This is a genomic window from Salinibacterium sp. ZJ450 (assembly GCF_011751885.2).
Classification (GTDB): Bacteria; Actinomycetota; Actinomycetes; order Actinomycetales; family Microbacteriaceae; genus Ruicaihuangia.
In genome coordinates this window covers 579,723-603,700 of the sequence record NZ_CP061771.1, presented here as the reverse complement: position 1 = coordinate 603,700, position 23,978 = coordinate 579,723, and the positions used below count along the sequence as shown (strand labels likewise).

General features: G+C 64.4%; 16 protein-coding genes, 3 rRNA genes and 2 pseudogenes. 1 reads left to right on the top strand and 20 read right to left on the bottom strand.

The window, feature by feature from the left end:
• Positions 1–32: 32 nt before the first annotated feature.
• From mnhG to glpK, 14 genes are all read right to left on the bottom strand, one after another.
• Positions 33–407, bottom strand: coding sequence for a monovalent cation/H(+) antiporter subunit G (gene mnhG, locus HCT51_RS02900; protein WP_166870175.1), 375 nt, complete (start codon positions 405–407; stop codon positions 33–35).
• Positions 404–688: an MrpF/PhaF family protein gene (locus HCT51_RS02895; protein ID WP_166870173.1), complete on the bottom strand. Its 285-nt coding sequence runs from the start codon at positions 686–688 to the stop codon at positions 404–406. Before HCT51_RS02895 ends, mnhG begins: the two co-directional genes overlap by 4 nt.
• On the bottom strand, positions 685–1,254 hold the full coding sequence (locus tag HCT51_RS02890) for a Na+/H+ antiporter subunit E (RefSeq protein ID WP_166870171.1): 570 nt from the start codon (positions 1,252–1,254) through the stop codon (positions 685–687). Before HCT51_RS02890 ends, HCT51_RS02895 begins: the two co-directional genes overlap by 4 nt.
• Positions 1,251–2,810, bottom strand: coding sequence for a Na+/H+ antiporter subunit D (locus HCT51_RS02885; protein ID WP_166870169.1), 1,560 nt, complete (start codon positions 2,808–2,810; stop codon positions 1,251–1,253). Before HCT51_RS02885 ends, HCT51_RS02890 begins: the two co-directional genes overlap by 4 nt.
• Entirely contained in the window at positions 2,807–3,304 is a 498-nt protein-coding gene (locus HCT51_RS02880) for a Na(+)/H(+) antiporter subunit C (protein ID WP_166870167.1), read from the bottom strand. The genes HCT51_RS02885 and HCT51_RS02880 overlap by 4 nt, the downstream gene beginning before the upstream one ends.
• Positions 3,301–6,174 (bottom strand): Na+/H+ antiporter subunit A, encoded by a 2,874-nt coding sequence (locus HCT51_RS02875; RefSeq protein ID WP_166870165.1) that lies wholly within the window; start codon positions 6,172–6,174, stop codon positions 3,301–3,303. The genes HCT51_RS02880 and HCT51_RS02875 overlap by 4 nt, the downstream gene beginning before the upstream one ends.
• 113 nt (positions 6,175–6,287) lie before the next feature.
• Complete coding sequence (otsB, locus tag HCT51_RS02870) at positions 6,288–7,082, bottom strand: trehalose-phosphatase (RefSeq protein WP_191413737.1); 795 nt, start codon at positions 7,080–7,082, stop codon at positions 6,288–6,290.
• On the bottom strand, positions 7,079–8,494 hold the full coding sequence (locus HCT51_RS02865; RefSeq protein WP_166870162.1) for an alpha,alpha-trehalose-phosphate synthase (UDP-forming): 1,416 nt from the start codon (positions 8,492–8,494) through the stop codon (positions 7,079–7,081). Before HCT51_RS02865 ends, otsB begins: the two co-directional genes overlap by 4 nt.
• Before the next feature lie 120 nt (positions 8,495–8,614).
• Positions 8,615–8,731 (bottom strand): 5S ribosomal RNA (gene rrf / locus HCT51_RS02860).
• A gap of 139 nt (positions 8,732–8,870) precedes the next feature.
• Positions 8,871–11,988: ribosomal RNA gene (locus HCT51_RS02855) — 23S ribosomal RNA — on the bottom strand.
• A 475-nt stretch (positions 11,989–12,463) separates the two neighbouring features.
• Positions 12,464–13,986 (bottom strand): 16S ribosomal RNA (locus HCT51_RS02850).
• Together the 16S, 23S and 5S rRNA genes form the textbook arrangement of a ribosomal RNA operon.
• Before the next feature lie 520 nt (positions 13,987–14,506).
• Positions 14,507–14,788, bottom strand: coding sequence for an ABC-2 transporter permease (locus HCT51_RS02845; protein WP_166878982.1), 282 nt, complete (start codon positions 14,786–14,788; stop codon positions 14,507–14,509).
• Between the two features lie 52 nt (positions 14,789–14,840).
• Entirely contained in the window at positions 14,841–15,389 is a 549-nt protein-coding gene (locus tag HCT51_RS02840; protein ID WP_166878987.1) for a TetR/AcrR family transcriptional regulator, read from the bottom strand.
• Between the two features lie 65 nt (positions 15,390–15,454).
• Positions 15,455–16,972 (bottom strand): glycerol kinase GlpK, encoded by a 1,518-nt coding sequence (gene glpK / locus HCT51_RS02835; RefSeq protein WP_166879006.1) that lies wholly within the window; start codon positions 16,970–16,972, stop codon positions 15,455–15,457.
• A gap of 131 nt (positions 16,973–17,103) precedes the next feature.
• Here glpK and HCT51_RS02830 point away from each other — a divergent pair, with 131 nt between their 5' ends.
• Positions 17,104–17,298, top strand: a complete 195-nt coding sequence (locus HCT51_RS02830) for a hypothetical protein (RefSeq protein WP_166879009.1) — start codon at positions 17,104–17,106, stop codon at positions 17,296–17,298.
• Between the two features lie 57 nt (positions 17,299–17,355).
• Here HCT51_RS02830 and HCT51_RS02825 read toward each other — a convergent pair whose 3' ends face one another.
• The 6 genes and pseudogenes from HCT51_RS02825 to HCT51_RS02805 form a co-directional block, all read right to left on the bottom strand.
• A complete protein-coding gene (locus HCT51_RS02825; protein WP_166879012.1) occupies positions 17,356–18,864 on the bottom strand; it encodes a glycosyltransferase in 1,509 nt (502 codons plus the stop codon).
• Positions 18,865–18,969: 105 nt separating this feature from the next.
• Positions 18,970–19,737 (bottom strand): annotated as a pseudogene (locus tag HCT51_RS18635) (glycine betaine ABC transporter substrate-binding protein); the annotation flags it as partial.
• 162 nt (positions 19,738–19,899) lie between these two features.
• Positions 19,900–20,751, bottom strand: a pseudogene (locus tag HCT51_RS18630) (ABC transporter permease); the annotation flags it as partial.
• Positions 20,748–22,070, bottom strand: coding sequence for a quaternary amine ABC transporter ATP-binding protein (locus HCT51_RS02815; RefSeq protein WP_166879020.1), 1,323 nt, complete (start codon positions 22,068–22,070; stop codon positions 20,748–20,750). The gene HCT51_RS02815 and the pseudogene HCT51_RS18630, both read right to left, overlap by 4 nt.
• A 331-nt stretch (positions 22,071–22,401) precedes the next feature.
• On the bottom strand, positions 22,402–23,139 hold the full coding sequence (locus tag HCT51_RS02810; protein WP_224760634.1) for a FadR/GntR family transcriptional regulator: 738 nt from the start codon (positions 23,137–23,139) through the stop codon (positions 22,402–22,404).
• Positions 23,140–23,181: 42 nt separating this feature from the next.
• Positions 23,182–23,970, bottom strand: a complete 789-nt coding sequence (locus tag HCT51_RS02805) for a 3-oxoacyl-ACP reductase (protein WP_166879023.1) — start codon at positions 23,968–23,970, stop codon at positions 23,182–23,184.
• Positions 23,971–23,978: the final 8 nt, after the last annotated feature.

The following is a 23,978-nucleotide window of genomic DNA, read 5'->3' as shown; positions in this document are numbered from 1 at the left end:
CTATGACGCCCGGTCGGGCCGTCGTGACGCGCTCAGCGGTCGCGGCGGTCCTGTTCGCGGGTTGCCCGGTTGACCGCCGCTTCCAGGTCGTCGGTGAGGATGTATTCCTCGTCGAAGTTGCCGGTGCGGTAGCCGGCGCGGCCCATCATGTGTGCCGAGATCGGGGCGGTGAACATTTGGAAGATCAGTACGGGCAGCAGCGCGAGCACCGTGGACCAGTGCCGGTCGGCGAGCGCGATTGCGGCGATCACGAACATCAGGCCGAGGATCTGCGGCTTGGTGGCGGCGTGCATCCGGCTTAGCGCATCCGGAAACCGCAGCAGGCCGATGCCGGCCGCCACCGACAGCAGGCCGGCCAGCACCAGGCAGGTCAGCGCGGCCGTGTCGATCCAGTTGTCGAGCGTCATGTGGTCCCGTTCCGGTCGGCGCGGTCCTGCTTGGAGACGTAGCGGGCGACGGCGATGGAGCCGAAGATCGCGGTGGCCGCGAGCACCAGCATGATCGGGATGGTGGTGGTGTGCCCGTTGTAGACCATCTCGGCGCCGATGATGAGCATCAGCGTGGTAAGCAGGTTGTCGGAGGCGACCATGCGGTCGATGATGGACGGGCCGCGCACGATCCTGACCACGGCAAGCAGCGCCGCGACCGTGAACAGGCCCGCGATCGCGAGGAACACGACATCCGTCATCTGGTCCTCCGGATGTCGTCAACGGAGCCGAGTGCCTTCACGATGCTCGCCTCGATGCTCAGCACCTGCCTGCGCATCGCCTTCACGTCGGCCATCGATCGGGTGTTGAGCACGTGCAGGTACACGATCGAGCGTGACCGGTCGGTCTCCACGACGAGCGATCCGGGAATCAGTGAGATCACGATCGAGACGAGGGTGGTGATCAGGTCTGACCTGGTGCGCAACTGCACTCCGACGATCGCGGACGTCGGCTTGCTGCGCACATCCACCGCGAGGAACGCGACAGAGAATGAGGCCACCGCGACCGAGCCGAGGAAGCGGCCGATGAACACGGAGAACCAGAACACGTTGAACCGGCCGGAGAGTTCCACCGGCGGCAGGTAGTAGACCCGGGTCACGGCGAACGCGAACGCGATGCCGATCACCAGGTTGAGGATGGACAGCTCGCCCCAGAGCAGCATCCACAGCACCACGAGCACCGCGAGCAGCGGCGCCTGATGCAAGGCTCCCGAGCTGGCGGCCTTCTGCAGGGACGAACCGGGGGCGGCGCCGGATGCCTTCGTCATCGCGCCTCCTCGGGAAGGACGGCCTCGACATACCGGTCTGGGCCGTTCAGGTTCTCCCCGGCGCGGGAGGCGACGCCGTACAGCGGCCCGGCGAACACGGTGAGGGCAAGGCTCACCAGCACCATGCCCGCCGTGGCCGCGGTCATCAGCCGGGGCACGGTGCGCTTGTCGGTCATCACGGCACCGTTCGGCGCCTCGGTGAGCTCGGTCAGCAGCGTGGAGTCGTAGTCCTTCACCTCGTCGGCGGAGCGCCAGAATGCCATGTTCCAGACGCGGGCGAGCGCATACAGGGTGAGCAGTGACACCAGTGCACCGGCGCCGATCAGCACGTACGCCATGGGCGTTGCCACCTGGGCGCTCGCCTCGAACAGCCCCAGTTTGCCGATGAAGCCGGAGAACGGCGGGATGCCGCCGAGGTTGAGCGCGGGGATGAAGAACAGCACGGCGATCACCGGGGCCGCCTTCAGCAGCCCGCCCAGCCGGTTGATCGACGTGGTTCCGCCCTGCCGCTCGATCAGGCCGGTGGCCAGGAACAACGTGGTCTGCACCACGATGTGGTGCACGATGTAGTAGATCACCGCGCTCAGGCCCGCCACGGTGCCGAGTCCGACGCCGAGGATCATGTAGCCGATGTGGCTGATCAGGGTGAACGAAAGCAGTCGTTTGATGTCGGCCTGCGCGACCGCGCCGAGAATGCCGATGACCATGGTGAGCAGCGCCACCACCATCAGCACAGTGTTCAGCTCCGGCAGCGGGAACATGATGGTCTCGGTGCGGATGATGGCGTACACGCCCACCTTGGTGAGCAACCCGGCGAAGACCGCGGTGACCGGGGCTGGCGCGGTCGGGTAGGAGTCGGGCAGCCAGAACGACAGCGGGAACACCGCCGCCTTGATGCCGAACGCGATCAGCAGCATCAGGTGCAGGATCAGCCGCACGTCGGCCGGGATCTCGTCCATCCGCACCGAGATCTGGGCGATGTTGACCGTGCCGATGGCGCCGTAGATCATCGCGATCGAGGCGAGGAACAGGATGGAGGAAACCAGGCTGACCACGATGTATGTGGTGCCGGCTCGGATCCGCGGCTCGGTACCGCCCATGGTGATCAGCACGTAGCTGGAGACCAGCAGGATCTCGAATCCGACGTACAGGTTGAACAGGTCGCCGGCGATGAACGCGTTGAAGACACCGGTGGCGAGGATCAGGTATGTCGGGTTGTAGATCGACACCGGGGTTTCGTTGTCGCCGTCGGCGAGGCCCTGGCCGACTGAGAACAGCAGCACCGCCAGCAGCACGATGGACGACACCAGCAACAGCAGCGCCGACAGGCGGTCCACCACCAGCACAATGCCGAACGGGGCGTCCCAGCCGCCGACCACCATGGTGAGCGGGCCGCCGGCGTCGACGATGACGAGCAGCGCCACACTGATGCCGAGCACCGTGGTGAGCGCGCCGATCGTGACCAGTTGCTGGATGCGCGGGCTCCGGCCGAGAATCAGGGTGGCCGCGGCACCGATCAGCGGTACCAGCACCACGAGGGGAACGAGCGCGTTCACGAGTCCCTCCCGTCTGTCTGCGGCGAGTCCGCAGGCCCGTCGGCGCTGTCGGAGATCGCGGTGACGGCCGCTTCCGCCTCTTCGCCGAACTCGGTGTCGCTGACGGTTTCCTCCTCTGGTTCGTCCTCGCTGATGATCGAGCGCCGGCGCATCGCGAGGTCGTCGGCATCGTCGTAGACCACGTCTTCGTTGGCGAGCCGCCACGACCGGTAGATGAGGGCCATCAGGAAGGCGGAGACGCCGAAGGTGATGACGATCGCGGTGAGGATCAGCGCCTGCGGCAGCGGGTCGGACACGTCCTCCGATTCCACGCCGTCGACCAGGATGGGCGCCGCGCCGAAGCCGCCGGACATGCTCAGGATCAGCAGATTGGTGGCATTGCCGACCAGCAGGAATCCGAGCAGCACCCGAGTCATGCTGCGTTCGAGCATCAGATAGATGCCGCAGGCGTACAGCACGACCATCAGGCCGATCATCACGAGCGAGATGGTCATGTCGTCGCCCCCTGTAGCTCTTCTTCCTGACGGTCGATCTCGGCGCCGAGGCTTCTCAGCACGTCGAGGATCAGTCCGATCACCACGAGATACACGCCGACGTCGAAGATCGTGGAGGTGACGAACTCGATCTGCCCGACAACGCCGAGATCCCATTCGAACCAGGTGGAGGTGAGCGCGTCAGCGCCGAAGAACAGCGGCACCAGCGCCGTGCCCACCGCGAGGCTGAGACCGGCGCCGAGCAGCTTTCCGGCGTCGAGCGGGGCGGCAGCGCCGAGCTCGTACCGGCCGCCGGCCAGGTAGCGCGCCACCAGCGCGATGCCGGCCACCAGCCCGCCGGCGAATCCGCCGCCGACGGCGTTGTGCCCCGCGAACAGCAGGTAAAGCGAGACGATCATGATCGGGTGGAAGAGCAGACGCACCACCACTTCGAGCAGGATGGAGCGGTTGCGCGGGGCAAGCCTGCGCCCGGCCAGCAGCCAGGGGGCGCGGTCGTGCGCGGTGTCTGCGGGGTCAGCCACTCGCCGGAGCCTCTCGCGCACCTGCAAGCGGGCGTCCCGGCGGGACACCCTGGGCAGGTTGTCGGTGCGGCTGGCGATGAAGATCAGGCTGGCGACGCCGGTGGCGGCGACGATGATCACGGACAGCTCGCCCATGGTGTCCCAGCCGCGGAGGTCGACGAGCATCACGTTGACCGTGTTCACGCCGTGGCCGCCTTCGTATGCCATTCGCGGCATGTCCGCGGAGATGGGTGTGGCGGTGCGGGCGCCGAGGCTCACCAGCGCCACCGCCCCCATCACCAGACCCACGGCGATGCCGAGCGCGGCGCGCAGTCCGCGGCGCACCGACGCGTGCCGTTCGCCGAGCCGGGCGGGCAACCGGCGCAGCACCAGCACGAACGCGATCAGGGTGATCGTCTCGACCAGGATCTGGGTGAGTGCCAGGTCGGGGGCCCCCTGCAGCGCGAACAGCGCGGCCATGCCGTAGCCGGTCACGCCGACCAGCACCACCGCCTGGAACCGTTTCTGAGCGCGGGTGGCCGCGATCGCGGCGATCGCGGCGATCACGGCAACGGCCAGTTGCACCGGGTGGTCGAATAGCAGCCAGTTCTCTGGCCAGCTGTTGTTGCGCACCAGGGCGGTGCCGACGGCGACCACGAAGACGAGCAGGATGACGCTGAGGTAGAACGGCAACGAGCCGCGTTGGGTGAGCGAGGTGATCCGGGCCGCTGCCCGGTCGATGGCGCGGAGCATCAGCCAGTAGCCCTCGGATGCGCTCAGCATGTCCGGCATGCTGGCCTGGGCGCGCTGCACCCGGTCCCTGCCGACGAACAGCAGCGCGCCGAGCAGTAGGGTCACCGCCGAGATCGCCAGCGCCGGCTCGAGCCCGTGCCACAGGGCCAGGTGGTACGGATCCCCCGCGGCCTCGAATTGCGAGCTGTACCCGCTGAGCCAGCCGTCCACGAGCGCCGGCATCAGTCCGAGCGCCAACCCGGCGACCGCCAGCAGCGCCGGTGACGCCAGGAACTCGGTGCTCTGCCGGGCGGCGCGCACGTCGTCGACATCCGGTTTCCGGGAGAAAGCGCCCCAGAAGAACCGCAGGCTATACGCCACCGTGAGCACGGACCCGACCGCGGTACCGATGAGCGCGGCCCAGCCCAGCGCGGAACCGGCGCTGGCGTCGCTGATGAAGGAGGTGAACACGGCCTCCTTGGCGACGAAGCCGAGGAACGGCGGCAGCCCCACCATGGAGGCGAGGGCGAGTGCCGCGATGCCGACCAGGGCGGGCGCCCTGGCGCCGAGTCCGGACAGCTTGCGCAGGTCGCGTGTTCCGGCGTGATGGTCGATGATGCCGACCACCAGGAAGAGGGTGGCCTTGTACAGCGCGTGCGCGAGCAGCAGGGTGAGTCCGGCGAGTGCGCTGTCTCGAGTGCCGTAGCCCACCACGACGAGCAGGAAGCCGAGTTGGCTCACCGTTCCGTAGGCGAGTAGCAGTTTCAGGTCGAATTGCCGCAGCGCGCGGTAGCCGCCGACCAGCATGGTGACAACGCCGGCGGCGATGATCACTTCCTGCCAGCCGGGCGTGTCGGCGAATCCCGGGGCGAGGCGCGCGACCAGGTAGATGCCGGCCTTCACCATCGCGGCCGCGTGCAGGTATGCGCTCACCGGGGTCGGTGCCGCCATCGCGGAGGGCAGCCAGAAGTGGAACGGGACGATCGCCGACTTGGACAGCGCTCCGACCAGGATCAGCATCACCGCCGTGGTGGTGAGCGCACCCTCTGGGGCTGCGGCGATGATGACCGACAGCTGCGCGGAGCCGACCTCGACCGAGAGCAGCACCAGCCCGACGAGCATGGTCAGCCCGCCGAACGTGGTCACCAGCAACGCCTTGAGTGCAGCGCCGCGGCTGGCGGTTCTGCGGGTGTAGTGACCGATCAGCAGGTAGGAGAAGACCGTGGTGGCTTCCCAGAAGACGAAGAGCAGGTAGACGTCGTCGGCGACCACCAGGCCGTACATCGCGCCGGCGAAGGCCAGGAACACGCCGGCGAACCGGCCGAGGCCGTCTTCGTCGTCGTCGAAGTAGCGCACGCAGTAGAGCAGCACGAGCACGCCCACCCCGGTGACGACGAGCGACATCGCCCAGGCCAGCGTGTCGAGCCGGAACGACAGCGCGAGTCCCAGCTGCGGGATCCAACGCACGAACTCCGTGACCGTTTCGCCGCTGAGCACCCGCGGGGCCATGGCCACGGTGTAGATGAATGCCGCGAGCGGAATAGGCGCCGCGAAGTAGAAGACGCGGGTGCCGAATCGCCGGGCCAGCGCGGGCAGCAGCGTCGCCCCGAGGCTGAACACCGTGAGGAGGACGAGCATTATTCCTCCCAAGGCATAGCTGCGGCGAATGCTCGTCGCTTGGGGCTATCCCGGGATCAAATTCATTGCCGCACGGCTAGTTTACTGGATGCCGCCTGAGAGTTTTCCGAGGTTTACTCTCGAGTCGCGTGTTCGCGGAGCTCGGCTAGGTCGGAGAGCACCGCCGCGACCTCGATCGGGCCGGCCACCCGGTGATTCGCCAGGGTGTCGCCGGGGCCGCTCTTCAGGCCGAAGTCGCCCGGCTGCAGCGCCGCGAATCCGTCTTCGTCTGTCACGTCGTCGCCGGCGAAGAACACCGCGTCGGAACGGGTGTACCGGCGCAGGTGTTCGATCGATTCACCCTTCGTGGTCGACCGCACAGAGAACTCGAGCACGTTCTTGCCGGCGCGCACCGTGAGGTTCTGCGCGTCCGGCTGGGTGTCGCGGAGCGCCACCAGGTGCGCTTCGCGGCTGTCCTGCTCGGTGGCGAGCCGGGTATGCAGCGCGAACCCGGCCGGTTTCTCCTCCACCCAGACCCCATCGATGTTCTCAGCGACCGATCGCAGCACGGTCTCCAGGGTGTCGCGGCGCTCACGTTCCGCATCCTCGAGCAGCAGCTGGGTGTCTGGGCTGTCCAGCCGAATCTCGATGCCGTGCGATCCCACCAGCAGCGCGGAATCGGGCAGGTCGGAGACGTGCTCGAGTGACTTCAGCGCCCGCCCCGAGATCAGGGCGACGCGGGTTCTCGGCAGCGCAAGCAGGCGCAGCACGGCGGCGTGGGCCGCGGGCAACGCCCGGGCCTCCTCAGGCTCGTCGACCTCGGGCGCCAGGGTGCCGTCGAAATCGAGCGCCACGAGCAGCTGCCGGCTGGCGGTGGCCAGCCTCTGCAGGTCATCGCCGAGCCCCGGCGTCGGCACGATCTCGGTCACGACCGCGTCGCCTCCAGCGCCGTGAGGAACCCGGATGACCAGCGGGCGACGTCGTTCTCGAGCACGCGCTTGCGCATGGCGCGCATCCGTCGACGGCGCTCGGCCTTGGGCATCGCGATGGCCTGCAGCATCGCCTCCTTCATCCCGTCGATGTCGTGCGGGTTGATGCGAAGCGCGGTGCGCAGCTCATCGGATGCCCCGGCGAACTCGCTCAGCAGCAGCACGCCGTCGTTATCGAACCGCACGGCCGCGTATTCCTTGGCCACCAGGTTCATGCCGTCGCGCAGCGCGGTCACCAGCATGACGTCGGCGGCCAGATACAGCGCCACCATCTCTTCGCGCGGGAATCCGTGGTGCAGGTAGTTGACCGCCGCGTGGCTGATGGTGCCGAAGTCGCCGTTGATGCGGCCCACCGTGAGCTCAATCTCGTCGCGGAGCTGCCGGTAGGTCTCCACCCGTTCCCGGCTCGGGCTCGCCACCTGCACGAGCACCACGTCTTCGACCGAGACCCGTCCGTCGCCGAGCAGCTCCCCGTAGGCCTTCAGACGGTGGCCGATGCCCTTGGTGTAGTCGAGACGATCGACGCCGAGCATCACCGTTGTCGGGTTGCCGAGGTCTTCCCGGATCTGTCTGGCGCGTTCCTGGATCTCGGGTCGGCGGGCGAGCTCCTCGAAACCCTGCGAATCGATCGAGATCGGGAACGCCTTCGCGGTCACGGTGCGCGGGCTGGCACCCGGCACCCAGATGGTGTTGCCGCGGGTGGTGTGGCCGAGCAGCCGGCGCACTGCGCGGGCGAAATTGGAGGCATCCGCCACCCGCTGGAAGCCGATGATGTCGGCGCCGAGCAGGCCCTCGATGATCTGGCGCCGCCAGGGCAGCTGCGAGAAGATGCCGTACGGCGGGAACGGGATGTGGTTGAAGAAGCCGATCGTCAGGTCGGGGCGGAGCTCGCGCAGCATCCGCGGCACCAGTTGCAGCTGGTAATCCTGCACCCAGACCGTGGCGCCCGGGGCCGCTGCCGCTGCCGTCGCCTCGGCGAAGCGTCGGTTCACCGTCACGTAGCTGTCCCACCAGACGCGGTGGTAGCTCGGCGGCGCAATGACGTCGTGGTAAAGCGGCCACAGCGTGTCATTGCTGAAGCCTTCGTAGTAGGTCTCCACCTCGGCCTCGCTGAGGCTGATCGGCACGATGTGGATGCCGTCGTTGTCGAACGGCTCGATGGTGAGGTCGGGCTGGCCGGCCCAGCCCACCCAAGCTCCCCCGGATGCCCGCATCACCGGCACCAGCGCGGTCACGAGTCCGCCGGGCGAACCCTTCCAGTACTCGGTACCATCTGGTTCGATGACCCGATCGACGGGCAGGCGGTTGGCAACGACGACGAAGTCATAACTGGCTGCTCGTGAATCGTTCATCTGGGTGTGCGCACTCCTCCGGATACCCGGCGCGCCGCGTATGGCAGGCCGTCTTCTAGGGTATCAGGGGCTTAAATGCGAAGAGCCCACCTCGAAAGGTGGGCTCTTCGTCTAAAAGAAGTCCGGCGGTGTCCTACTCTCCCACAAGGTCCCCCTTGCAGTACCATCGGCGCAGAGAGTCTTAGCTTCCGGGTTCGGAATGTAACCGGGCGTTTCCCTCTCGCTATGGCCGCCGAAACACTATTGATTTGTGTCGTTGCGGACACAACAAAAACATGTTGTGTGCGCGGTTCCCGACCGTAAATCGAGAACCACAAAGTGGACGCAAGCAGCTCATTTCCCCAGACACCAGCCTTACAACGGTGTGTGAGTGGTGATTGTCAAGTTATCGGCTTATTAGTACCGGTCAGCTTCACGAGTCTTTAGTCCTCGCTTCCACATCCGGCCTATCAACCCAGTAGTCTGGCTGGGAGCCTCTCCCCCGAAGGGATGGAAATCTCATCTTGAAGCCGGCTTCCCGCTTAGATGCTTTCAGCGGTTATCCGTTCCGAACGTAGCTAATCAGCGGTGCTCCTGGCGGAACAACTGACACACCAGAGGTTCGTCCATCCCGGTCCTCTCGTACTAGGGATAGATCTTCTCAAATTTCCTACGCGCGCAGCGGATAGGGACCGAACTGTCTCACGACGTTCTAAACCCAGCTCGCGTACCGCTTTAATGGGCGAACAGCCCAACCCTTGGGACCTACTCCAGCCCCAGGATGCGACGAGCCGACATCGAGGTGCCAAACCATGCCGTCGATATGGACTCTTGGGCAAGATCAGCCTGTTATCCCCGAGGTACCTTTTATCCGTTGAGCGACAGCGCTTCCACAAGCCACTGCCGGATCACTAGTCCCGACTTTCGTCCCTGCTCGACTTGTCAGTCTCACAGTCAAGCTCCCTTGTGCACTTACACTCGACACCTGATTGCCAACCAGGTTGAGGGAACCTTTGGGCGCCTCCGTTACTTTTTGGGAGGCAACCGCCCCAGTTAAACTACCCACCAGGCACTGTCCCTGAACCGGATCACGGTTCGAAGTTAGATATCCAATATGACCAGAGTGGTATTTCAACATTGACTCCACGAACACTAGCGTGCCCGCTTCATAGTCTCCCACCTATCCTACACAAGCCACACCGAACACCAATACCAAGCTGTAGTAAAGGTCACGGGGTCTTTCCGTCCTGCTGCGCGTAACGAGCATCTTTACTCGTAATGCAATTTCGCCGAGTTCGCGGTTGAGACAGCTGGGAAGTCGTTACGCCATTCGTGCAGGTCGGAACTTACCCGACAAGGAATTTCGCTACCTTAGGATGGTTATAGTTACCACCGCCGTTTACTGGGGCTTAAATTCTCAGCTTCGCCTTGCGGCTAACCGTTCCTCTTAACCTTCCAGCACCGGGCAGGCGTCAGTCCGTATACATCGTCTTGCGACTTCGCACGGACCTGTGTTTTTAGTAAACAGTCGCTTCCCACTGGTCTCTGCGGCCATCAAACGCTTCCGGGAGTAAATCCCTTCACGTATCAGGCCCCCCTTCTCCCGAAGTTACGGGGGCATTTTGCCGAGTTCCTTAACCCACGATTCTCTCGATCTCCTTGGTATTCTCTACCTGACCACCTGAGTCGGTTTGGGGTACGGGCGGCTTGAACCTCGCGTCGATGCTTTTCTTGGCAGCATAGGATCACCGAATTCCCCCGTGAGGGGTATGCGTCAGATCTCAGGCATGTGAACGACGGATTTGCCTATCGTTCGCCCTACATCCTTACCCCGGGACAACCATCGCCCGGTACGGCTACCTTCCTGCGTCACACCTGTTAATACGCTAACCGCCTCAGTTTGGGTCACGCGCTAGCCCTGAACTCCTCACCCCGAAGGGATCAGAAAACAGGATTCGGGCGTTTAGCATCACCGAATTGGTTGGGGCGGTTCTTCGCCGGTACGGGAATATCAACCCGTTGTCCATCGACTACGCCTGTCGGCCTCGCCTTAGGTCCCGACTTACCCAGGGCGGATTAGCCTGGCCCTGGAACCCTTGGTCTTTCGGAGGACGGGTTTCTCACCCGTCTTTCGCTACTCATGCCTGCATTCTCACTCGTGTGGCCTCCACGGCTGGATCACTCCGCCGCTTCACTGGCCACACGACGCTCTCCTACCGATCCGCACGGCTGAACCACGAAGGCTTACCTAATATGCGAATCCTACAACTTCGGCGGTGTGCTTGAGCCCCGTTACATTGTCGGCGCGGAATCACTTGACCAGTGAGCTATTACGCACTCTTTCAAGGGTGGCTGCTTCTAAGCCAACCTCCTGGTTGTCTGTGCAACTCCACATCCTTTCCCACTTAGCACACGCTTGGGGGCCTTAGTTGGTAGTCTGGGTTGTTTCCCTCTCGACGATGAAGCTTATCCCCCACCGTCTCACTGCTGCGCTCTCACTTACCGGCATTCGGAGTTTGGCTGACGTCAGTAACCTTGTAGGGCCCATCGGCCATCCAGTAGCTCTACCTCCGGCAAGAAACACGCAACGCTGCACCTAAATGCATTTCGGAGAGAACCAGCTATCACGAAGTTTGATTGGCCTTTCACCCCTATCCACAGCTCATCCCCTCAGTTTTCAACCTAAGTGGGTTCGGTCCTCCACGCGTTCTTACACGCGCTTCAACCTGGCCATGGATAGATCACTTCGCTTCGGGTCTAGGACATGCGACTGAATCGCCCTATTCAGACTCGCTTTCGCTACGGCTACCCCTCACGGGTTAACCTCGCCACATATCGCTAACTCGCAGGCTCATTCTTCAAAAGGCACGCTGTCACCCCTACTAAGGAGGCTCCAACGGTTTGTAAGCAAACGGTTTCAGGTACTATTTCACTCCCCTCCCGGGGTACTTTTCACCTTTCCCTCACGGTACTTGTCCGCTATCGGTCATCTGGGAGTATTTAGGCTTACCAGGTGGTCCTGGCGGATTCACACGGGATTTCTCGGGCCCCGTGCTACTTGGGATACTTCCCGCCGCTGCGCAGCATTTCGACTACGGGGATCGCACCCTCTATGTCCAGGCATTCAAACCTGTTCGTCTATACCGCGCATGTCAACGTGAACTGCGGCAGCAGTCCGTGGAAGTCCCACAACCCCGACCATGCAACCCCTGCCGGGTATCACACATGATCGGTTTGGCCTGATCCGGTTTCGCTCGCCACTACTAACGGAATCGCTGTTGCTTTCTCTTCCTGTGGGTACTGAGATGTTTCACTTCCCCACGTTCCCTCTACCCGCCCTATATATTCAGGCGGGAGTCACCAGGTCGCACAAGTACGCCTGGCGGGGTTTCCCCATTCGGAAATCCTCGGATCGAAGCTCGTTTATCAGCTCCCCGAGGCTTATCGCAGATTACTACGTCCTTCTTCGGCTCCAGATGCCAAGGCATCCACCGTTTGCTCTTAGAAACTTGAAATCACATGAGTTTGAATCGTTTAGAGTCCCGGAATAAATCCGGAACAGAAATTGACCAATGATCTACCGCACACCAGCCCCAAGGGCCGGCATGCGTGTTTAGATCTTTGTGATCCAGGACAAAGTCCTGAATCTAAGATGCTCGCGTCCACTGTGTAGTTCTCAAAATACGGGCGGTACCCCCACCGGAAACGACACCCGCAAGCGGGCATTGGTCGAAACCGGTCAAGGGTCCAAGAGGTTCGTGTCCCACCCAAAGGGTGGGGCCCGGTCCCTCAGGACCCAACAGCGTGCAAAGACCAGGCCCGCCGGCGGGCTCCGTTCCCACTCCCGAAGGAGCGTACTGAGAGACCGCGTTTGGTCCTGGTCACAATGTCAATGTTCCACCCATGAGCGCCACCGGGAAACATGTGTTCCCGAAATGGCTTGGCAAGAAGTTCCGGCTGTATACAGGCCGGCTTGCACATGCTCCTTAGAAAGGAGGTGATCCAGCCGCACCTTCCGGTACGGCTACCTTGTTACGACTTAGTCCTAATCACCGATCCCACCTTCGACAGCTCCCCCCTTGCGGTTGGGCCACTGGCTTCGGGTGTTACCGACTTTCATGACTTGACGGGCGGTGTGTACAAGGCCCGGGAACGTATTCACCGCAGCGTTGCTGATCTGCGATTACTAGCGACTCCGACTTCATGAGGTCGAGTTGCAGACCTCAATCCGAACTGAGACCGGCTTTTTGGGATTCGCTCCACCTTACGGTATTGCAGCCCTTTGTACCGGCCATTGTAGCATGCGTGAAGCCCAAGACATAAGGGGCATGATGATTTGACGTCATCCCCACCTTCCTCCGAGTTGACCCCGGCAGTCTCATATGAGTTCCCACCATTACGTGCTGGCAACATACGACGAGGGTTGCGCTCGTTGCGGGACTTAACCCAACATCTCACGACACGAGCTGACGACAACCATGCACCACCTGTTTACGAGTGTCCAAAGAGTTGACCATTTCTGGCCCGTTCTCGTATATGTCAAGCCTTGGTAAGGTTCTTCGCGTTGCATCGAATTAATCCGCATGCTCCGCCGCTTGTGCGGGCCCCCGTCAATTCCTTTGAGTTTTAGCCTTGCGGCCGTACTCCCCAGGCGGGGAACTTAATGCGTTAGCTGCGACACAGAAACCGTGGAATGGTCCCTACATCTAGTTCCCAACGTTTACGGCATGGACTACCAGGGTATCTAATCCTGTTCGCTCCCCATGCTTTCGCTCCTCAGCGTCAGTTACGGCCCAGAGATCTGCCTTCGCCATTGGTGTTCCTCCTGATATCTGCGCATTCCACCGCTACACCAGGAATTCCAATCTCCCCTACCGCACTCTAGTCTGCCCGTACCCACTGCAGGCTGGAGGTTGAGCCTCCAGTTTTCACAGCAGACGCGACAAACCGCCTACGAGCTCTTTACGCCCAATAATTCCGGACAACGCTTGCACCCTACGTATTACCGCGGCTGCTGGCACGTAGTTAGCCGGTGCTTTTTCTGCAGGTACCGTCACTTTCGCTTCTTCCCTACTAAAAGAGGTTTACAACCCGAAGGCCGTCGTCCCTCACGCGGCGTTGCTGCATCAGGCTTGCGCCCATTGTGCAATATTCCCCACTGCTGCCTCCCGTAGGAGTCTGGGCCGTGTCTCAGTCCCAGTGTGGCCGGTCACCCTCTCAGGCCGGCTACCCGTCGTCGCCTTGGTGAGCCATTACCTCACCAACAAGCTGATAGGCCGCGAGTCCATCCTTGACCGAAATTCTTTCCACAACCAGACCATGCGGCCGGTCGTCATATCCGGTATTAGACGCCGTTTCCAGCGCTTATCCCAGAGTCAAGGGCAGGTTACTCACGTGTTACTCACCCGTTCGCCACTAATCCAGAGAAGCAAGCTCCTCTTTCATCGTTCGACTTGCATGTGTTAAGCACGCCGCCAGCGTTCGTCCTGAGCCAGGATCAAACTCTCCGTAAATGTTTGATTGCACGGATGCGAACATCCGGCACATCTAGTGTGTCCAGCCACCGGAATAGGCGGACAAGACACAAGTTTGAAACTGACAGAACAAATCATTACTGACTTGCTTTGTTGTTTAAATGTTTTCCAAAGGAATCTCTTCCCTAACCGAAGTCAGGGCCGAGGTTTTTGGCATTTGACATTGTGCACGCTGTTGAGTTCTCAAGGATCGGACGCACCCGAGTTACAACCAGATCTTCGATCCGGCCTGCCCTCGGGGCAACTTCTCTATCTTACATCTCTCAGCGATCCTGTCAAATCCACGCTTTCGGATGATCGGCCCGTATTGGACACAGTTATCCTGCGACGTGAACTTGAATTCAAGTTCTGAGAGTGAAGGGTTTGGCCCCCACTTGAGGCCGGGAAGCTCTTCGGCTTACCCGCACCTTTGGGGTGACAAGGGAATACATTACGTGGATCCTCATGCCTCGGCAAATCCCGGGCGCATCCCGGGCGTGTCGCCCGGAAATCCGCGGAACTACGCGGTTCGCAGCATCCGGTCCAGCATCTGGGTGCGTCGTTTTCCTGTCGTCACGGCGGCTGCCAGCAGTGCGCTGACGAGGCCGAACAGGGCGAGCGCGAGCGCCGCGGTCAGCCCATCCGCCTGCGCTCCCCCGGTGACGATCGACTGCATTCCGTTGACCGCCCAGGTGAGCGGCAATAGTGGTCCGATCTCCTGGAAGGGTTCGGGAAGCAGCTGCACCCGGTAGAGCCCGCCGGTCGAGGTGACCTGCAGCGCCAGCAGGAACAGCGACAGCACGAGCGCGAGGGTCGGGATGCGGTGGCCACGAGCACGTGGAAGGCGGGATGCTCTAGTCGCGCTGGGTGTGAACGGGGGTGAGCAGTTCGCTCAGGATGTCGATGAGCGCGCCGCGAACCTGCTCGTCGGAGTGCGGATCGGGCGAGAAGTCTTCGGCGGTGGCCAGGCAGTACGCCGCCCCGCCGAGGGCGATGCCGAAGCGCATGCGGTCTTCCACGCTGGTCGAGCTCTCGCCGAAGTACTGCGCGAGCCGCACCACGAGGGCGTTAGCCCGTTCGATCACCGGCACATCCACGAGGGAGCGGCGCTGGTTGATGAAGATGTTCACCTCGAGCCGGTAGCGCAGCAGGAAGTCGACGAACTCCTCCACGAATGAGTCGTCGATCGCGCCGCGACGCACCCGCTCGAGAATCTGCTCGATTCCGTCGAGTGCCGGGCCGATCGCCGCGTCGAGCAGTGCCTCCTTGGAGGCGTAGTGGTACAGCACGCTCGACTTGGAGACGCCGGCCAGTTCGGCGATGCGCGCGACGGATGTCCCGAGATAGCCCGCGCGCGAGAACTCGTCGAGCGCGACGGAGCGGAGGTGGTCGATGGTTGCCATGACCGCCACGCTACTGACCGATCGGTCAGCAGCGTGGTCCGATCGGGCAGGCTGTCAGCGAATTCTCAGCTGGCGGTGTCGGCATCCACCCAGTCGAAGGTCTTGGTCACGGCCTTCCGCCAGGTGCGTCGGAGCCGGTCGCGTTCGGTCGGGGCGAGCGCGGGGATCCAGCGCTCGTCCTCCCTCCAGTGCTGACGCAGCTCGTCGAGATCGGCCCACACCCCGACGGCGAGCCCGGCCGCGTATGCCGCGCCGAGCGCGGTCGTCTCGGTGACCTGCGGGCGCACCACCGGCACGCCGAGGATGTCCGCCTGGAACTGCATCAGCAGCGAATTGACCGCCATGCCGCCGTCGACCTTGAGCTCGGCGATCGGTGTGCCGCCGTCGGCGTTGACCGCGTCGAGCACCTCCCAGGTCTGGTACGCCGTCGACTCGAGCGCCGCCCTGGCCAGGTGCGCCTTGGTCACGAACCGGGTGAGTCCGACGATGGCGCCACGGGCATCCGGCCGCCAGTACGGCGCGAACAGTCCACTGAAGGCCGGCACGATGTATGCGCCGCCGCAGTCGTCCACGCTCGCGGCGAGTTGTTCGATCTCATCAGCGCTGTCGATCAGGCCGAGGTTGTCCCGGAGCCACTGCACCAGCGACCCGGTGACCGCGATCGAGCCTTCCAGCGCGTAATTCACCGGCCCATCGCCCAGCTTGTATGCGACCGTGCTGAGCAGGCCGTGCTCCGACCGCATGATCTCGGTTCCGGTGTTGACGATCAGAAAATTGCCGGTGCCGTAAGTGTTTTTCGCCTCGCCGGGTGAGAACGCCGCCTGGCCGAAGGTCGCCGCCTGCTGATCGCCGAGGATGCCGGCGACCGGCACCCCGGCAAGCGGCAGGCCGGCGGCAATGGTTCCGTACACCTCAGACGAACTGCGGATGTCGGGCAGCAGAGAGCGCGGAACGTCGAACTCTCTGAGGATGGCGTCATCCCAGTCGAGTGTGGTCAGATCCATCAGCAGCGTGCGGGAGGCGTTGGTGACGTCGGTGGCGTGCACACCGCCGTCCACTCCCCCGGTCAGATTCCACAGCAGCCAGCTGTCGGTCGTGCCGAACAGCAGGTCTCCGGCATTCGCCCGCTCACGCGCCCCCGGCACGTTCTCCAGGATCCAGGCGATCTTGGTGGCGGAGAAGTAGGTGGACAGCGGCAGCCCGGTGGTCTCGGCGAAGCGGGTCACGCCGCCCGCGGCGGCGAGGCGGTCGACGATCGGTTGGGTGCGGGTGTCCTGCCAGACGAGGGCGTTGCTGACGGGTTTGCCGGTGTGCCGGTCCCACAGCACGGTGGTCTCCCGTTGGTTGGTGATGCCCACGGCCGCGACATCCGCCGGGCTAAATGACGCGTTCTCGATCGCCTCGGCCAGCAACTCGCGGATATTGCGCCAGATCTCCTCGGCGTCGTGCTCGACCCAGCCGGGCGCGGGAAAGATCTGGCGGTGCTCCCGTTGCGCGCGGGCGACGACGACGCCGGACTCGTCGAATACCATCGCCCGACTGCTCGTGGTTCCCTGGTCGATTGCGACGACTACTCGGCTCACGAGCGAGACCTCCCTGAATTGACCTCAGTCAATCGATCAGGGAAGCGCCGTGTCAAACCGGGCGGCCGGCCGGGCTCGCCGCACAACGCGGTCACGGGGTAGCGTGGAATTCCTGACCGCGAGGAGCATCCGTGCGCAAGTTCATTCTCAACACCAGCGTCATCAGCGCCTTGTTCGGCGGCTGGAGCACCCTGCAGGCCACCCAGCGGGGGCCTCGTGACTGGCGGCTGGTGCTGATGTGGGTCAGCTGGGCCTGCACGCTCGCCATCGCAATCGGCACGGTCGCCAAGCAGTCCGACGAGATCCGCCGCCAGCTCGAGCGCTGACCCGCCCGTCTCGCTGGTGACGCGTCGTCGCAGTCGGCGCCCGGCAACCCGCGCCGGTCACAGCCGGCGGCGCACAATCCGTGCGCGCACGCTGCGCAGCGCGCGCTTGACCGTGCCGAGCAGCCGTCGAGTGCTCTGCCGGCGGCGCAGGTGGCGCATCCGTGCACCCCATCGTCTGGTGGTCGCGCTCGCCGAATAGCGTGCCGCGGTGCGCTGCGCTCGCTTCCGCATGCGCGCGACGGCGGCGTCGGGAAGGCTGCGCAGCCGGGTGATCGCATCGGCGAGCGCCTCCACGTCACCGTCGGGCACCAGGAATCCGTTCACCCCGTCCCGGATCAGCTCGGCGGGGCCGTAGCGGATGTCGTAGGCGATGGGCAGGCAGCCGTTCTGCATCGCCTCAAGCAGCACCAGCGGAAATCCTTCCGACGTGGAGGTCAGCAGCAGGAAGGACGCGGCGGGCAGCTGCCGACGAGCATGCGGGAGGTGCCCGTGCAACCGCACGCTGCCGGGTGCGGCGAGGTCGTCGGCCACGGCCGCCAGCCCCGGGCGGAGGGGCCCGTCGCCGTAAATGTCGAGTGTCAGCTGGCTGGACGCGCGCTGCTGCGCCCGCGCCACGGCGGTGATCGCGTGATCGACCCGTTTCCGGACGGTCAGTGACGCCATCATGATGCCTCGGGTGGCAACGCGGGTCGCACCGGCATCCGCTTCGCCGGTGAGCTGATTCGGGATGACGGCCAGGTTGCGCGCCGGGTCGAGAACGCGGCGCAGCTCCCGCTTCTGCCGCGCAGTGAGCAGCACGACGGCATCGAACCGGTCGGCCCGTTCCAGCGCGGCCGCGCGCAGCGGGGAAAACCCGCTGCGGGGGTTGCCCGGATCGGCGGAATGCGATCCGTGCACGATGTGGATAGTGAGGGTGCGTGGGCGCCGGTAGTCGACAAACAGGTTCGCGACCGTCTTGCTGTCCACGATGATGATGGAGTCGTCAGCACCCGCCACCGCGTCGACCCAGGCGTGATACAGCGGCGTGATTCGTGAGAAGTGCACGGTGGGGCGTCCGGCCGGATCGCACAGCACCACGGATCGGCCGCCACGCACGCCCTCCTCCCGGCAGTCGCGGCGATCGCTGGCAAGCAGCGACCCGTCCTCCCGGTAGTAGTCGGTCTGCAGTTCGGTGCTGCCGTCTGCCGCGACACGGGTTCGCGTCAGGACTCGCCCGTCTCGCTCGGCGGTGCTGAATCCGTCGTTAATGGACAGCGGTGTGAACAGCCCGGTGCCGCGGCTGGCCCGCGGCGGCAGCTCACGTTCCCGCAACCAGTCCCACAGGTTCAGCACCGTGGTGCCCGGCGAGACGGCGCCGAGCTCCCGGAGCGTCGTCAGGCGTGCCGGGTAGTCGACGCGGTTGTCGAAGGTGAGCACGTCAACCGCTGCCCCGCCGTGCGCCTTGAAGGCGCGGGAGCGTTCGAACAGCGCCGTGGTCATGCCGCCGTACTGGTCGGGAATACTCCAGGTGAGGGCGAGATGGCGCGCTGTGGGCAGGCGTGCGATGGGCAGGCGTGCGATGGGCATCCCGCATTATGGCGTGCAGGAGACACCGCACGGAAGGCCCCGCAGCTGATGGGCTGCGAGGCCTTCCGGGGTGTCACTGTGTGTGAGTGAGTGAGCTCGCTGGGCCTAGTCGGTCAGCCCATCCACCCAGTCCTGGTTGTCCGCGATCCACTCGTCGACCAACGGACCGTAGTCGTCGGTGTCGTTCTCGACGAAGAGCTTGTTCTCCAGCGAGTACAGCTTGTCGAGGTCCATCTTGAACTCCGACAACCATTCGGTGAGCTGCGGGGCATCCTCGTCCAGTCCCTCTCGGGCATACGTCGTGATGTTCTCCGCGGCGCCGAGTGCGCCTTCCGGGTCTTCGAGGTTCTTCAGCGGGAACTCGCTGTATGCCCAGTGCGGCTCCCATAGGGTGACCGCGATGTTCTCGCCTGCCTTGGTCGCTGCGGTGAGCTCGCTCAGCATGGCGGGAGTCGACGAGGTGAGGTACTCCATGCCCTCCAGACCATACGTCGGGATGACGGAATCCTGGGTGAGCCCGGTGAGTCCGGCACCCGGCTCGATACCGACGATCCGGTTGCCGAACAGGTCGGCGTTCTCGGCCAACTCGTCGAGCGAATCGATCGGAGCGTCGGCGTTCACCGCGATCGCGTTGCGGGCGCTGTCGTTCCACACGCCCAACTCGACGATGCTGTCGCCGTACTCCTTGATGTATTCCTTGTGCGTGGTGGGCAGCCACACGTCCATATTGACGTCGTAGTCGCCGGATGCCAGACCGGTGAAGGCGGGAGCCGGGTCAGCGTACTCGAGCGTGACGTCGTAGCCCTTTTCCTCCAGTACGGCCTTCCATAGTTCGGACACCGCAACGTTTTCATCCCAGCCGTTGAAGACCGCGATGGTGACATCGCTCTTGTCGCCGTTCTCGTGGGTAGCGGTGGCGGTTCCCGCTCCCCCGCCCGCGCAGGCGGCGAACACTAGACCGACCACGGCAGCGCCGGCCACGAGCACCGGAATCCGGCGGGCAGCTTTCGACTTGCCCGTCTGCTTGCGGCCGAACCGCGCCAACAGGCGGCCGAACGGCGTGGCACCGCGGCCGAGCGACGAGGTCAACCGATCGAGGAAGATCGCGATGATGACGACGGCGAGGCCGGCTTCGAAGCCGAGCGCCACATCGATGCGGTTCAGGCTGGCCACAACGTCGCCACCCAGACCACCCGCGCCGACCATGCCGGCGATGACGACCATCGACAGGGACAGCATGATCACCTGGTTGACGCCGGCGAGGATCGTGGGCGTGGCCAGTGGCAGCTGGATCTGACGGAGGATGCGCCACGGTGATGAGCCGAAGGCCTGGCCGGCCTCGACGACCTCACGGTCGACGCCGCGGATGCCGAGCTCGGTCATGCGCACGCCGGGTGCCATCGCGAAGATGATGGTCGCGACGATGCCGGGTACGACCCCGACCCTGAACAGGATGAGCGCCGGGATCAGGTACACGAAGGCCGGCATCGTCTGCATGAAGTCGAGCACCGGACGGATGATCGTGGATGCCAGGTTGGACCGCGCGGCGAGGATGCCGACGGGGACGCTGATCACGATCGCGATGATGCTCGCGACCAGGACAAGGGCGAGCGAGTCCATGGCGTTTGCCCACTGGTCGACGGCCACAATGAGCAGCAGCCCAATGATGCTGCCGACGGCCAGTTTCCAGCCGCGCACCGCGAAGGCGAGCACGGCGGCGATCAGGATGATGATGAAGAACGGCGGGGTGGACAGCACCCAGTCGACCCCGTCATAGGCGGCCTGGAAGACCGCTCCGATGAGGTCGAAGACGGCGCCGAAGTATGTGGTGATGAAGTCGACGACGGAGGATGCCCAGTCGCCGAGGGGAAGCCGGAATTCGGTCATCGCACACCTCCTTCGGTGAGGACCGCGTCATCCGTTGCGCTGCCCTCCGGGACGGCGGATTGCCTCAGCGTTTCGGTGATGATGCTGATCGGGATGGTGCTCGGCGGTTCGATCACCGGCACGTCACCGGTCGTGGTCGACACGTTGCCGAGCGCCGCGAGCAGGGTGACGCGCGGGATGACGCCGAGCAGCCGGTTGCGGTCATCGACCACCGCGATGGGCAGGTCGCTCTCGACCGACGACTCGACGAGGTCGACGAGCGGGGTGTCGAGCGTGACCGTCGCGATGTCGCGTTCGAGCGCGGTGCTGAGGTCGCCGTCACCGGCTCGCACCTGCCGCAGGATCTCGCGGTCACGCACGGCGCCCTCGAGCACGCGGTTGCGGCCGACGACGAAGGTGGCCGAGGTCTGCAGGTCGCGCATGGTGCGAAGCGCCGCGCGGGGTCCGGCGGTGATGTTGATGATGGCGCGCGCCGGTTCCATGACGCTCGCGGCGGTGAGCACGCGGGCACGGTCGACGTCCTGCACGAACTGGGCGACATAGTCGTTCGCCGGGTCGGTGAGGATGTCTTCCGGTGTGCCGATCTGCACAATGCGTCCGTCGCGCATCACGGCGATGCGGTCACCGAGGAACATCGCTTCGTTCAGGTCGTGGGTGATGAAGATGATGGTCTTGCCGAGGTCGGACTGCAGCTCGAGAAGCTGCTCCTGCATCTCACGCCGGATCAGCGGGTCGAGCGCGGAGAACGCCTCGTCCATCAGCAGCACGTCGGTGTCTGCGGCGAGCGCGCGGGCCAGACCCACGCGCTGCTGCATGCCACCGGACAGCTCCGACGGCAGCTTGTCCTCCCAGCCGGCGAGTCCGACGATGTCGACGATCTTGCGCGCCTTGGCGAGTCGTTCCTCGTGCGGGACGCCCTGGATCTCCAGCCCGTACGCCACATTGTCGAGCACGGTGCGGTGCGGCAGCAGGGCGAAGTGCTGGAACACCATGGAGATGCTCTTGCGTCGTACCTCGCGCAGTTTCGCGGGGCTGACGCCGGTGATCGGGTCGCCGGCGACCGACACGGAGCCGGATGTCACATCCTGCAGTCCGTTCAGCATGCGGATCAGCGTCGACTTGCCGGAGCCCGAGAGTCCCATGATGACGAAGATCTCGCCTTGGTTCACCTCGAACGAGGCGTCGATTACGGCCGCGGTACCGAGGTTCGCGACGTCTTGTCGACTCGCTCCCTCAGAGAGCTTGCGAACTGCTTCGCGTGGTTTGCGGCCGAATACTTTGTACAGATGATCTGCCTTGACGGCGATCGAGTTAGTCACAGCGGTGCTCCAACGCGCGCGGTCTCGACGGGTTGCGGCATGACCGCGCGTGTGTCGTTGTGGACGGGTAGACAGCGGATGGCCGTGGTCGAGTCGGTTCGTAGCGTTTACGCGCTGGTCGAGCCGATCGAGACCTGGGCCGACACGGTCATCGGGACCGTATCCGTCACTGTCGCACCGTACGAATGCGCCCCCATTGCTGGGTTAGGCAACACGCGCGTCCTGTCGAGTGGGTCGTGAGACCATCGACGAACGTATCAGGCGGCATCCAGCCTTTCCTGTATAAACCATCTTTAACCGGCGCGTGGCCGTGCTGATCGGCGTTTACGCGCTAGGCGAGGAAGCCGTGCAGCAGGGCGGCCGTTCCCTCGAGGTGCTCCCGCATGGCGTCGGCTGCGGCATTCGCGTCGCCCTGGAGAATCGCCAGCACGATTGCCTCGTGCTGGCTGTTCGAGTGCACCAGATTGCGGTCCAGCAGCGGGATCGCGTCCAACAGCAGGTTCACTAGCATCCGGTTGTCGGCGAGCAGGGGCACGAGCGAGGGAATTCCGGCCAGCTCCCCGATCGTCAGGTGCAGCCGGGAGTCGAGCCTGCGGTACTGGTCGTGCGGAGCCGCGCTGCTCTCCCCGAGCCGAGTTGTCAGCTGGTCGCGGTCAGCGGCGCTGAGCGGGCGGGACGCCGCGGCATGAGCCGCTCCCACTTCGAGGATGTCGCGCAACCCGAGCACGTCGTCGATCTCCCCCGCGACGGGCGGAGCGTGCTTCTGCGCGCCGGCTGGCGCCTCGGTGACAAAGGTCCCGCCGTAGCGACCGCGACGCGAGGTGAGGTACCCGGCATCCGTCAGCACCCGGATCGCATCGCGCACGGTGTCGCGGCTCACGGTGAGACGGAGCGCGAGGTCACGCTCGGCAGGCAGCGACTGTCCCGGCGCGACGATGCCCAGGTGCACAAGCTGCAGCAGGCGCTCCACCGTGTCTTCGAACGCGATGCCCGACCGCACCGGGCGCAACACGACGTCGAGCTGACCGTCAGCAACGGCGGGAGGCGACTCGATCTTGTTCGTGCTCACAGGGTCAATTCTCACAGGGGGCGGGTCTGACTGGAGCAAGTCTCACAGCGGCGTGACGTATGCCGCGCTGATGCCGCCGTCGACAGTGAACGTCGACGCGGTGATGAACGAGGCGTCATCGCTGGCGAGGAACGCCACCGCGGCCGCCAGCTCCTCTGGTTCGGCGAAGCGTCCGACGGGCACGTGCACCAACCGACGCTCCGCGCGTTCCGGGTCCGCCGCGAACAGCTCCTGCAGCAACGGCGTGTTCACCGGCCCGGGGCAGAGCGCATTCACCCGGATGCCCTGCCGCGCGAACTGCACCCCGAGTTCTCGCGTCATCGCCAACACCCCGCCCTTCGACGCGGTGTACGAGATCTGACTGGTCGCCGACCCGAGCAACGCCACGAACGACGCGGTGTTGATGATCGAGCCGCGCTGCTGCGGCACCATGTAGCGCAGCGCCGCGCGCGAGCACAGGTACACCGACTTGAGGTTGACATCTTGCACCTTCTGCCACGCGGGCAGTTCCGTGGTTTCGATCGAGTCGTCGTCCGCCGGCGAGATCCCCGCGTTGTTGAAGGCGATATCGAGCGACCCGTACCACTCGAACACGGTCTGGAACGCGGCATCCACCTGCTCCTGATCCGACACATCGACCTGCACGAACAGGCCGCCGACCTCGTCGGCCACCGCCTGCCCCGCGGCGGCGTCGAAGTCGGCGATCACCACCGTCGCGCCCTCCGCGGCGAACCGCCGGGCGGTGGCGCGACCGATGCCGCTGCCGGCGCCGGTGATGATGGCCACCTTGCCGGCCAGCCGCTGGGTGAGATCGATCGAGGTGATGGTCATGATGCTCC